This window comes from Streptomyces sp. NPDC050164 (genome assembly GCF_044459945.1).
Taxonomy (GTDB): Bacteria; Actinomycetota; Actinomycetes; order Streptomycetales; family Streptomycetaceae; genus Streptomyces; species Streptomyces coeruleorubidus_A.
This window is the reverse complement of the sequence record NZ_JBITJK010000026.1, coordinates 32,700-45,007: the sequence shown is the minus strand read 5'-3', so window position 1 is coordinate 45,007 and position 12,308 is coordinate 32,700. Positions and strand designations below refer to the sequence as shown.

The 12,308-nt window shown below is 71.8% G+C and carries 8 protein-coding genes, 1 tRNA gene and 1 pseudogene; 2 read left to right on the top strand and 8 right to left on the bottom strand.

Going from position 1 to position 12,308, the window contains the following annotated elements:
* Positions 1–46 precede the first annotated feature (46 nt).
* From ACIBNA_RS29010 to ACIBNA_RS28995, 4 genes and pseudogenes are all read right to left on the bottom strand, one after another.
* Positions 47–1,077: pseudogene (locus tag ACIBNA_RS29010) on the bottom strand (L-idonate 5-dehydrogenase).
* Between the two features lie 20 nt (positions 1,078–1,097).
* Positions 1,098–1,862, bottom strand: a complete 765-nt coding sequence (locus tag ACIBNA_RS29005; protein WP_399168132.1) for an SDR family oxidoreductase — start codon at positions 1,860–1,862, stop codon at positions 1,098–1,100.
* A gap of 13 nt (positions 1,863–1,875) precedes the next feature.
* The gene (locus ACIBNA_RS29000; protein WP_399168131.1) at positions 1,876–3,273 is read right to left on the bottom strand and encodes a gluconate:H+ symporter; all 1,398 of its coding nucleotides are present in this window, start codon (positions 3,271–3,273) and stop codon (positions 1,876–1,878) included.
* 51 nt (positions 3,274–3,324) lie between these two features.
* Complete coding sequence (locus ACIBNA_RS28995) at positions 3,325–3,843, bottom strand: gluconokinase (protein WP_399168130.1); 519 nt, start codon at positions 3,841–3,843, stop codon at positions 3,325–3,327.
* Positions 3,844–3,980: 137 nt separating this feature from the next.
* Between ACIBNA_RS28995 and ACIBNA_RS28990 the strand changes: the two genes are divergently transcribed.
* Positions 3,981–4,682, top strand: a complete 702-nt coding sequence (locus tag ACIBNA_RS28990; protein ID WP_399168129.1) for a FadR/GntR family transcriptional regulator — start codon at positions 3,981–3,983, stop codon at positions 4,680–4,682.
* A 6-nt stretch (positions 4,683–4,688) separates the two neighbouring features.
* On the opposite strand, the gene ACIBNA_RS28985 is transcribed toward ACIBNA_RS28990, so the two are convergent.
* The 4 genes from ACIBNA_RS28985 to ACIBNA_RS28970 all read right to left on the bottom strand — a co-directional run bounded on the left by ACIBNA_RS28985 (position 4,689) and on the right by ACIBNA_RS28970 (position 10,767).
* Positions 4,689–5,063, bottom strand: a complete 375-nt coding sequence (locus tag ACIBNA_RS28985) for a YchJ family protein (RefSeq protein ID WP_399168128.1) — start codon at positions 5,061–5,063, stop codon at positions 4,689–4,691.
* A 13-nt stretch (positions 5,064–5,076) separates the two neighbouring features.
* Complete coding sequence (locus ACIBNA_RS28980; protein WP_399168127.1) at positions 5,077–6,420, bottom strand: M1 family metallopeptidase; 1,344 nt, start codon at positions 6,418–6,420, stop codon at positions 5,077–5,079.
* Between the two features lie 68 nt (positions 6,421–6,488).
* On the bottom strand, positions 6,489–10,355 hold the full coding sequence (locus ACIBNA_RS28975) for a Pls/PosA family non-ribosomal peptide synthetase (RefSeq protein ID WP_399168126.1): 3,867 nt from the start codon (positions 10,353–10,355) through the stop codon (positions 6,489–6,491).
* 327 nt (positions 10,356–10,682) lie between these two features.
* Positions 10,683–10,767 (bottom strand) — tRNA-Leu (locus ACIBNA_RS28970).
* A gap of 194 nt (positions 10,768–10,961) precedes the next feature.
* Here ACIBNA_RS28970 and ACIBNA_RS28965 point away from each other — a divergent pair.
* Entirely contained in the window at positions 10,962–12,287 is a 1,326-nt protein-coding gene (locus tag ACIBNA_RS28965) for a M20/M25/M40 family metallo-hydrolase (protein WP_399168125.1), read from the top strand.
* The last annotated feature ends 21 nt before the right edge of the window (positions 12,288–12,308 follow it).

Sequence of the window (12,308 nt, the reverse complement as noted above, 5' to 3'; positions counted from 1 at the left end):
CGCGAACAACCCCAACGCACCCGCACCCACCCGACGACCACACCCCCTACGGCGCCACGGCGAAATCCAACAGCACCTTGCAGGACCGACTCCGATCAGCCGCCAGCGCAAAAGCCCCCTCGGCCTCCCTCACAGGAACCACCGCACTGATCAGCCCGTCGAACGCCACCTCCCCCGCCAGCAACTCCAGCGCCTGATCGAACTCCCCGTCGAAGCGAAACGCCCCCCGCAGCTCGATCTCCCGACTCACCACGAGATTCCCCGCAAACGCACTGTGCCCCGGCGGCAGCATCCCCAACTGCACCACGACCCCACCCCGCCGCACCCGCCGCAGACACGTGTCGAGCCCGGCAGCCACTCCGGACGCCTCGATCGCGACGTCCGCTTCGGAAGGCCACCCCGGGTCGTCGGGATCATCGGCCCGTACCGGAGTCCCGGCACCGGCGATCCGCGCGTAGTCCAGCGCCTCGGGCAGCAGATCCGTGACGGTCACCTCCGCCGCCCCGGCCGCCTTCGCCGCCGCGACCACAAGACAGCCGATGGGCCCGGCACCGGTCACCAGGACGTGCCGCCCGGCCACCTCCCCGGCCCGCCGCACCGCGTGCAGGGCGACGGACAGCGGCTCGGCGAGCGCGGCCCGGCGCAGCTCCAGACCGTCCGGCAACGCCCGCAACTGCTCGCAGGGCACGACCACTTGCGCCGCGAATCCCCCCTGCACATGCGGAAAGCGCGCCGCACTGCCCAGATACGCGTGTCCCGGCAGACGTTCCGCCGACCGTCCGAACACTCCGGACACACCCCGCACGGCGTCGCCGGATGCACGGCGACAGCGGCACCCGCTGCCGGCCCCGACGCGCCGGCACCGTACTCGACCACCGTCCCGACGACCTCGTGCCCGAGCACCATCGGCTCCCGGAGCCGGAAGTCCCCGACCCCGCCGTGCCGCCAGTAGTGCAGATCGGACCCGCACACCCCGCCGTACCGCACGGCGACCAGCGCCTGCCCCGGCCCGGGCTCGGGAACCGGCAACTCCGCCACCCGCAGGTCACCCTGACCGTGGATCACACAACCCAGCATCACAGCCTCCCGGCAGGTGGTCACAGCACGCTTGTCATACCGCCGTCGACATACAGCACCTGCCCGCTGACGAAGTCGGCCGCGGGGGAGGCGAGGAACAGCACCCCGCCCACTAGATCCTGGGTGCGACCCCAGCGGCCGGCCGGGGTGCGCCGCCGCACCCAGGCACTGAACTCCTCGTCCTCGACCAGCGGCCGTGTCAGCTCGGTCTCGATGTAGCCCGGACCGAGCCCGTTGACCTGCACACCGCTCGGACCCCAGTCCGCGCACATGCCCTTGGTGAGCATCTTCAGCGCGCCCTTGGTCGCGGCGTACGGCGCGATCCCGGGCCGTACCACCTCGCTCTGCAACGAGCAGATGTTGATGATCTTGCCGTGGCCGCGTTCCGTCATCCGGCGCGCCGCCTCCCGCCCGACCAGGAAGGCACTGGTCAGGTTGGTGTCCAGGATCCGGTGCCAGTCGGAGTCGGTGAACTCCAGCAGCGGGGCGCGCAGTTGCATGCCCGCGTTGTTGACGAGGATGTCGAGCGGGCCCACCCGCTCCTCGACCTCGGCGACCCCCGAGGCCACCGATGATCCGTCGGTCACGTCGAACGCCGCCGTGTGCACCCGGTCGCCGGGCAACCCGGCGGCGGCCTCGGCGAGCCGGTCCTTGTCGCGTCCGTTCAGGACGACCGTGCAGCCGGCCTCCGCCAGACCGCGGGCGAGCGCGAGTCCGATGCCCCGGCTGGAGCCGGTCACCAGGGCCGTACGGCCGCTGATGTCGAAGAGAGGGTGAGCCGTCATTGCCGTGGCACTCCTAGATCACGAGGGACAACAGCAGGACGATGCCGCCGGCGACCACCGAGATGATCGTCTCCATGACCGACCAGGTCTTGATGTTCTGGCCGACGCTCAGCCCGAAGTACTCCTTCACCATCCAGAACCCGGCGTCGTTGACATGGCTGAAGAACAGCGAGCCGGCGCCGATGGCGAGGACCAGCAGGGCCGCGTGCGTGGTCGACATGTCGGCGGCGAGCGGGGCGACCAGACCGGCCGCCGAGACCGTCGCCACCGTCGCCGAACCGGTCGCCAGCCGGATCGCCACCGCGATCAGCCAGGCCAGCAGCAGCGCGGGAATCGACCAGTCCTTGGAGATGTCCAGGACCATCTGGCCCACCCCGGTGTCGATCAGCGTCTGCTTGAAGCCGCCGCCCGCGCCGACGATCAGCAGGATGCCGGCGATCGGCGCGAGGCTCTTCTCGACGAGCGGCGAGATCCGCTCCTTGGAGAACCCGGCGGGCCGCAGCAGCGTGAAGATGCCGACCAGTACCGAGGCGAGCAGCGCGATCATCGGGGCGCCGATCACGTCGAAGACGCGCTGGACCAGGTTCTCCGGGTCGTCCACGACGATGTCGACCAGCGCCTTGGCCAGCATCAGGATCACCGGCAGCAGGACCGTGAACAGCGTGGCGCCGAAGCCGGGGCGCTTGACCAGGTCCTCCGAAGCACGCTGCGGAATCATGCGGTCCGGGGCGGGGACGTCCACCCAGCGGGCCGCGTACCGTGAGAACAGCGGGCCGGCGATGATCACCGTGGGTATCGCGACGAGGACACCGAGGGCCAGCGTCACGCCGAGGTCGGCCTGCACCGCGTCGATCGCGACCAGCGGACCGGGGTGCGGCGGCACCAGGCCGTGCATCACGGACAGGCCCGCGAGCGCCGGGATGCCGATCCGCATCAGTGAGTAGTTGCCGCGCTTGGCGACCATCAGCACCACCGGGATCAGCAGCACGATGCCGACCTCGAAGAACAGCGGCAGTCCGATCACCGAGGCGATGAGCACCATCGCCCACGGCATCGACCGCCCGCCGGCCTTCGCGAGGATGGTGTCGACGATCTGGTCGGCACCCCCGGAGTCGGCGAGCATCTTGCCGAGCATCGCACCGAGGGCGATCAGCACACCGACGCCGGCGACCGTGGTGCCGAGGCCGGTGCTGAAGCTGGTGAGGACCTTGTCCAGCGGCGCCCCGGCGATCGCGCCGAGCGCCAGCGACCCGATGGTCAGCGCCAGGAAGGCGTGCAGCTTGGACTTGGTGATGAGCAGGACGATGACGGCGATGCCCGCCAGGACGGCGATGCCCAGCTGAGCGTGGCCGGCCGAGGTGATCGGCTCGGGTGCGTCCGCTGCCAGCATCTCGACGCTGAGTCTGGTCACGGGGGTGGGTTCCCTTGCGTTCGGGGGACTGGGGGAGGGGGCCGTCAGGGGTTACTGGACGGGCTCGGGGAGGTCCTCCAGGGCGAGCGCCGCCCGCTCGGTGATCTCCTCCGGGCTGCCCGAGACGTCCACGTCGACCCCGGCCTCGTCCGCCTGAAGCGGCTGGAGCGTGGCGAACTGGGAGTCGAGCAGCGCCGTGGGCATGAAGTGCCCCTGCCGGTGCGACATCCGGTCCTCGATGAGCGCGCGGTCACCCGTGAGGTGCACGAAGACCACGCCGGGCGCGGCGGCCCGCAGCCGGTCGCGGTACGACCGCTTCAGCGCCGAGCAGCTGACCACTCCGCCGAGCCCGGCCCGCCCGTGAGCCCAGGCACCGATGGCGTCCAGCCAGGGCCCGCGGTCCTCGTCGGTCAGCGGGGTACCGGCCGACATCCTGTCGATGTTGGCCTGCGGGTGGAAGTCGTCGCCCTCGGCGTACGGAACGCCGAGCCGGGCCGCGAGCAGGGGACCGATGGTGGTCTTGCCGGTGCCGGCGACGCCCATGACCACGACGACGTGGGGGGTGTTCATCGCTGCCTCACTGTCTGCTGTCTCCGTCGACACGTGATGTCGACGCAACTGAAACCCATTAGGTACGACGAATTCAAGAGGTCGTGATGAATAAGTCTGACTTTTTGTCTCCGTGATCTACCCCGTACGCTGAGTGCATGAGCACACCGGGCCGGGGGCTGCACGGCCATGTACTGGACACCCTCGGCCCCGAGATCACGGCCGGCGAGTACCCGCCGGGCAGCGTTCTGCGCACGGACGAGCTCGCCCAGCGTTTCGACGTGTCACGTTCGGTGATGCGCGAGGCGGTCCGCGTCCTGGAGTCCATGCACCTGGTCGAGTCCCGCCGCCGCGTGGGCGTGACGGTCCGTCCGACGTCGGAGTGGAACGTCTACGACCCACAGGTCATCCGCTGGCGCCTGGCCGGCAAGGACCGCGCCCGGCAACTGCGCTCCCTCACGGTGCTGCGCTCGGCGATCGAACCGGTCGCCGCGGGCCTCGCCGCCCGGCACGCCACGTCAGAGCAGTGCGCCGAACTCACCGAGTGCGCCCTCGGCATGGTCGCCAACTCACGTGGTCACAAGCTGGAGGAGTACCTCGTCCACGACATGGCCTTCCACCGCGTCATCCTGGACGCCTCCGGCAACGAGATGTTCGCCCGCCTCGGCGACGTCGTCGCCGAGGTCCTGGCCGGCCGCACCCACCACGACGTGATGTTCGAGGATCCCGACCCGGCCGCCGTCACCCTGCACGTCCAGGTCGCCGAGGCGGTCCGCGCGGGCGACGCGGCGCGCGCGGAGGAACTGACCCGCGAGATCACGGTCGGCGCCCTCCAGGAACTCGACATCCTGGCGCCGTAGCACCCGCTACGGCGGAAACTCCCCGTCGACGTACACCCAGGCCCCGTCGACCCGCTCGAACCGGCTCCGCTCGTGCAGCGAGCCGCCCCGGTACGACGCCCGGAACTCCACGGTCCCGGTCGTGTGGAACGCGGTCCCGTCACTCGTCTCCAGGATCTCCAGCCCGGTCCACCGCATCCGCGGATCCAGCTCCAGCGTCCCGGGCCGGGTCCGCGGATGCCACGTCCGCAGCAGATACGCGACGTCGCGCTTCACAAAGGCGCAGTAGCGCGAGCGCATCAACGCCTCGGCGGTCGGCGCGGCAGCTGTCCCGGAGTGGCAGCGCCCACAGCAGTCGCCGTAGGCCCCGGGAAGGCCGCAGGGGCAGGAACGCGTAGTCATGCCTGTCATTGTCCTAGACGGCCGCACCCGGCCCGGACGAGGGCAGCGGCGGCAGCGCCGTCCCGTACACCCAGGCGTCGAACAGCTCGTCCAGCGGCTCGTCCGCGAACCGCGCCGCGTGCGCGGTGAAGACCGCCGTCGTCACCGCCCCGCCCCGGTGCAGCCCCGCCCACCCGCGCAGCATGCGGAAGAAGGCGTCGTCGCCCAGGGCGCACCGCACCGCGTGCAGGGTGAGCCCGCCACGCTGGTAGAGACGGTCGTCGAACATCGACTTCCGCCCCGGATCGGCGAGCCGAAGGTCCTGCGGCAGCGCGGACAGCGACCGGTGTGCGGCGGCGGCCAGTTGCTGGGCGCCGCGGCCTCCCGAGCGCTCCGACCACAGCCACTCGGCGTACTTCGCGAACCCCTCGTTCAGCCAGATCTGCCGCCAGTCGGCGATGGACACGCTGTTGCCGAACCACTGGTGCGCCAGCTCGTGCGCGACCAGCCGCTCCGAACCCCGCGCGCCGTCCACATGGTTGGACCCGAACAGCGACAACCCCTGCGCCTCGACGGGGACGTCGAGCTCCTCCTCGGTCACGACGACCGCGTACTCGTCGAACGGGTACGGCCCGAACAGTTCCTGGAACAGCTCCATCATCGCGGGCTGCCGTGCGAAGTCCCGGGAGAACCGGGGGAGCAGGTGCGCCGGAATGTGCCCGTGCTGCGGCACCCCGCCCGGGCCCGGGTCACCCAGCAGCACGGTCTGGTACTTCCCGATCGACAGCCCCACCAGGTAGCTGGAGGTCGGCGCCGCCTGCTCGTACACCCAGGTGGTCGTCGAGGCCTTCGTAGTGCGCGTGAGCAGGCGTCCACCGGCCACCACCGCGTAGGCCGACGGCGTCGTGACCGAGATCTGGTACGAGGCCTTGTCGGCGGGCCGGTCGTTGCACGGGTACCACGACGGCGCCCCGACCGGCTGGCTCGCCACCAGCGCCCCGTCCTCCAGCTCCTCCCAGCCGAGGCCGCCCCAGGGGCTGCTCACCGGCCGGGGGTTCCCCGACCACTGCACCTCGACGGTGAACGCGGCACCGGCGCGCAGCGGCTTCGCGGGACGGACGCGCAACTTGCCGCCCCGGTGCGTGTAGTGCGCCGCACGGCCGTCGACCCTCACCCGGCCCACCCGGAAGTCCGCGAGGTTCAGCTGGAACTCGGTGAGCGGACCACGGCCCGCGATGGCGTTGATCCGCGCCGTTCCCGCCAGCCGGTTCGGCGCGGGGCGGTAGTCCAGCGTGAGCTCGTACCGATGCACCCGGTACCGGAGGTCACCGTTACCCGGGAAGTACGGGTCCTGACCCACTGACTGCTGAACCGCCACTGTTGCGTCCGCTCCCTGCACTGCGCTCCTACGACGTCCATCGGCCCCCGGCCCCGCGGGAGTACCGCCTAGCGACGCCATGCCTCGATCGGGTTGCCCAGCCAGCGCGTGTCGTCGGGCACGGACTCCGCGGCCATCACCAGGGACGCCGGACCCAGCGTGGTGCGGGCCCCGACGGCGCTGCCGGGCAGGACGATTCCGCCCGGGCCCAGAGTGGCGCCCTCACGGAGGACCACAGTATCCGTCCGCAAGATCCGGTCGTGGAAGAGGTGGGTCTGGAGCACACAGCCCCGGTTCACGGTCGCCGCGTCCCCGAGCGTCACCAGGTCCGTCTCCGGCAGCCAGTAGCTCTCGACCCACACACCCCGGCCGATGTGCGCGCCCAGCCCGCGCAGCCACGCCGACATCAGCGGCGTGCCCCGCACCGCACCGGCCAGCCACGGCACGGCCAGCACCTCGACGAAGGTGTCCGCCAGCTCGTTGCGCCACACGAAGGAGCTCCACAAGGGGTGCTCACCAGCGCGATGCCGTCCCACGAGCAGCCACTTCGCCGCGATCGAGACGAGCCCCGCCGCGCAGCCCGCCCCGAGCAGCACCAGACCGGACAGCAGGGGAGCCCACACACCGAGCGCGCACAGCGCCGCCGCCGTCCCCACCGCCAGCGCCGCCGAGCAGAACACCGGCACGATCCGGCAGAGCTCCACCAGAGCGCGCGCCCACAGCAGCCGCGCGGGCGGGTCATAGGTCCGGCTCTGGTCGCCGCCCGACGCGGCACGCGGCAGCCTCACCGGCGGCAGTCCCAGATACGAGCTGCCCTTCTTGGCCTTCTTCGGCGTCGCCGACAGCACACCCACAAGGCCACCGTCCGGCACGCTCCGCCCCGGCGCGGTCATCCCCGAGTTGCCGAGAAAGGCCCGCCGGCCGATCTCCGCGCGCCCGACGCGCAGCCAGCCGCCGCCGAGCTCGTAGGGCGCGGTCAGTGTGTCGTCCGCCAGGAACGCGCCCTCGCCGACCGTGGTCAGGCTGGGCAGGGCCAGCACGGTGGACACCTCGGCCCGCCGCCCGATCCGCATCCCGAGCAGCCGCAGCCACACCGGCGTGACCAGCCCCGCGTACAGCGGGAACAGCATGTCCCGCGACCGGTCCATCAGCTGTGTCACGGTCCAGGCCTGCCAGCCCACCCGGCTGTGCGTGGCGTGCGTGCCCTCCCGCAGCCCCAGGCTCAGCAGCCGTACGGCGGCCACGAGCAGCAGCGCGTACGCCAGCCCGAACGCGAGCGTCGCCGGCACCAGCGCGACGACAGCGCCACGCAGGGCCGCACCGAACCCGGCGTCCGGACCGACGAACAGCCCCGCCACCAGCAGCGCGGCAGCAGCCGAGACCACCGGCAACGCGGTCAGCGCGAAACCCGTCACGCCGTACATCACCCGCCAGTACGCGCCCCGCCCGGGCAGCTCCTTGGGCCAGTTGCGCTTGGCCCGGCCCAGCTTGACCGCGGGCGCGCCCGCCCACCGCTGCCCGGTGGGAATCTGCCCCGTGACCGCCGAACCGGGCGCCACCTCGGCCCGCTTGCCCACCCGCGCGCCCGGGAAGAGCATGCTGCGCGTGCCGACGACGGCGTGCGCGCCCACCTTCACCGGCCCGATCTCCAGCCGGTCGCCGTCCAGCCAGTACCCGGACAGGTCCACCTCGGACTCGACGGCCGCGCCCCGGCCCAGCTTGAGCATGCCGGTGACCGGTGGCAGCGAGTGCAGGTCCACGTCCTGCCCCACCTTGGCGCCCAGCGCACGCGCGTACCGTTCGAGCCAGGACCCGGTCAGCGAGGTCGCCCCGCTGAACTCGGCCAGCCGCTCGGCCGTCCACAGCCGCAGATGGACGCTCCCGCCGCGCGGGTACCGGCCTGGCCGCACCCCCCGCAGCAGCCATCGTGCCCCGCCCGCGGCGAGCGCGAGGCGCCCGGGCGGGCTGAACAGCAGCACGGCGCCGGCCGCGACGAGCCACCAGGGCGCCGTCGGCAGCCAGGAGTAGCCGGGCAGCATGTTCCCGAGCGCGGCGAGCACCACGGTCCAGCGCAGCCCGAGCAGCGTGAACAGGGGAACCAGCACCAGGAGCTGGACGAGCTGGGCGCGCCTCGGCACCGGTGCCACGACCCGCCGGACCCCGTCGTCCTGCGCCGACTCCTCCAGATGCCGGGCCAGCTTCCGCAGGACGGGTTGCTGGTAGACGTCGAGGACGGCGGCGCTCGGATAGCGCGTGCGCAGTCTCGTCGTCAGCTGGGCGGCGGCCAGACTGCCCCCGCCGATCCCGAAGAAGTCGTCGGAGGCCGATGTGACCGGAATGCCGAGGACGTCCGTCCACTGCTCGGCGAGCCAGGCCTCGGTGCCGTACAGCCGCTCGGCCGGGCCGCTCGTCTCCAGTCCGTCCAGCGGCCAGGGCAGCGCGTCCCGGTCCACCTTGCCCGACGTACGGGTCGGCAGCTCGTCGACCGGCGCGAGCAACGGCACCAGAGCTGCGGGCAGTTCGGCGCGCAGTCGCTCGACGGCCGCCGAGTGGTCCCAGCCGTCCTGGGTGACGACGTAGCCGACGAGGAGCTGGTTGCCGCTGCGGGCCGTCCGCACCGCGGCGGCGGCGCCGGCCGTCCCGGGCAATGCCTGAAGCGCCGCGTCCACCTCGCCGAGCTCGATACGGCGCCCACCGAGCTTGATCTGCTCGTCGGCCCGCCCGAGGAAGACCAGCCCCTCCGGCTCGGCCCGCACCAGGTCACCGCTGCGATACGCCCGCTCCCAGCCCAGCGACTGAAGCGGCGCGTACTTCTCCGCGTCCTTCTCGGCGTCGAGATACCGGGCGAGTCCCACCCCGCCGATCACCAGCTGTCCACTGCCGCCCATCGGCACGGGCTCCCCGGCCTCGTCCACGACGGCCAGCTCCCAGCCGTCCAGCGGCAGCCCGATCCGGATCGGCTCCTCGCCGCTCATCAGCGACGCGCACGCCACGACGGTCGCCTCGGTCGGCCCGTAGGTGTTCCACACCTCGCGCCCCTCGGTCACCAGACGCTGCGCCAGCTCGGGAGGGCACGCCTCCCCGCCGAAGATCAGCAGGCGTACGTCGTTGAGCGTCTCCGGCTCCCACAGCGCCGCCAGCGTCGGCACGGTGGACACGACGGTGATCTCCTGCTCGACCAGCCAGGGCCCGAGATCGGCCCCGCTCCTGACCTGCGAGCGGGGCACCGGCACCAGACAGGCGCCGTACCGCCACGCCAGCCACATCTCCTCGCAGGACGCGTCGAACGCGACGGACAGCCCCGCCATGACCCGGTCACCGGGCCCGATCGGCTCGTCGGTCAGGAACAGCGCGGCCTCCGCGTCCACGAAGGCGGCGGCGCTGCGGTGGCTGACGGCCACGCCCTTGGGCTTCCCGGTGGAGCCGGAGGTGAAGATGATCCACGCGTCGTGCCCGACACCGGGCCGGGCGGCGGCATGACCGGCGGCACCGCCGGCAGTCAGCTCGTGACCGGCCCCGACGACCACCCGCACCCCGGCCTCGCCGAAGACCAGTTCAGCCCGCTCGTCGGGGTCCTCGGCGTCCACGGGCACGTACGCGGCACCGGCGGCCAGCACCGCGAGGATCGCCACGTACAGGTCGTTGGTGCCCGACGGGACCCGGACACCGACGCGGTCCCCGAGCCCGACGTCCATGGCGGCCAGCCGCTGCCGCAGGTGCTCCACCTCGACCGCCAGCGCGCGGTAGGTGAGCAGCCGGTGGCCGTCGTCGAGCGCGGGCTCGTCGGGGTACGACCGTACGGACGCCTCGAAGATGTCGACCAGGGTGCGGGGCGAGGCCGCGGGACCGGCGGAGAAACGGGCCACGTCGGGGAGTTCCGCGCTCAACTCCCGGTCCAGCACGGTGAGGTCAGGGCTTTCGTGCAGGGCGGCCATCGGATCCTCGCGTCTCGAACCCGGACCATCCGGGGCGCCGGTGGGCCCGCAGGTCTGCCTGGGGATGTTCCGTTCCGGCGCGAACAAGCCCAATACTCTAGTGGTCGGGTGACTTCGCCCTGTCATGTCCGCTGCTCGGAGGCAACCGCGAGACCTCCTGAGGCCCGGCGCCCCCCGCTCCCACCTGTGCTTCTCCCGGCCTGGCGAGATGTCGCCCACATTTCCCCGGCCGCCCCCGAAGAGCGCCCGAAGGCACCGGACTTGAGGGGAAGTCTTCCTCCCCGGAGACGACGAAAAGCCCCTCGACGAGAGGGGCTTTTCGATCTGTGTCCGAGGGGGGACTTGAACCCCCACGCCCGATAAAGGGCACTAGCACCTCAAGCTAGCGCGTCTGCCATTCCGCCACCCGGACAAGGTGTCTGTCGCGCGGGTTCTCCCCGCGGCGACGACGTAAACATTACCAGGCTCCCAGGGGTGGCCGATCACCCCCGCCCGCACCCGGCCGGGCGTGAACGGGGTGTGACGGACCGGGACCGCTCTTGGGGAGCGGGCCGGGGAGAGGGAGGATGAGGAGGACCCACCAGCAGTGACAGCGGGAGGAAGCACGTGAGCGAGACGGACACGGCCAGGAGCGTCACCGGCGAGGACGAGGTCGTGGACCTCTGCCGCGAGCTGATCCAGATCGACACCAGCAACTACGGCGACCACTCGGGTCCGGGCGAGCGCAAGGCGGCGGAGTACGTCGCCGAGAAGCTCGCCGAGGTGGGACTCGAACCGCAGATCTTCGAGTCGCATCCGGGCCGCGCATCCACGGTGGCCCGGATCGAGGGCGAGGACCGCTCCCGGCCCGCGCTCCTCATCCACGGCCACACCGACGTCGTACCGGCCAACGCGGACGACTGGACCCACCACCCCTTCTCCGGCGAGATCGCCGACGGCTGCGTGTGGGGCCGCGGGGCCGTCGACATGAAGGACATGGACGCGATGACCCTCGCGGTCGTCCGGGACCGGCTGCGCAGCGGGCGCAAGCCCCCGCGCGACATCGTCCTCGCGTTCCTCGCGGACGAGGAGGCGGGCGGCACCTACGGAGCCAAGCACCTCGTGCGCAAGCACCCCGATCTGTTCGAGGGCGTCACCGAGGCGATCGGCGAGGTCGGCGGCTTCTCCTTCACGGTCAACGAGAAGCTGCGGCTCTACCTCGTCGAGACCGCCGAGAAGGGCATGCACTGGATGCGGCTCACGGTCGACGGCACGGCCGGCCACGGCTCGATGACCAACACCGACAACGCGATCACGGAGCTGTGCGAGGCGGTCGCCCGGCTCGGCCGGCACACCTGGCCGGTCCGGGTCACCAAGACCGTACGGGCCTTCCTCGACGAGCTCTCCGACGCGCTCGGCGTCGAGCTGGACCCCGAGAACATGGACGAGACCCTCGCCAAGCTCGGCGGCATCGCGCGGATGATCGGCACGACCCTGCGCAACTCGGCGGCCCCGACCATGCTGGGCGCCGGCTACAAGGTCAACGTCATCCCCGGCCAGGCCACCGCGCACGTCGACGGCCGCTTCCTGCCCGGCTACGAGGAGGAGTTCCTCGCCGACCTCGACCGCATCCTCGGCCCGCGCGTGAAGCGGGAGGACGTGCACGCCGACAAGGCGCTGGAGACCGACTTCGACGGCCGGCTCGTCGACGCCATGCAGACCGCGCTGCGCGCCGAGGACCCGATCGCCCGGGCCGTGCCGTACATGCTCTCCGGCGGCACCGACGCCAAGTCCTTCGACGACCTCGGCATCCGCTGCTTCGGCTTCGCGCCGCTGAAGCTGCCGCCGGAGCTGGACTTCGCCGGCATGTTCCACGGCGTGGACGAGCGGGTGCCGGTGGAGGGCCTGAAGTTCGGCGTGCGGGTGCTCGACCGGTTCATCGACGCGACCTGAGACAGCCCATACGAAACACCG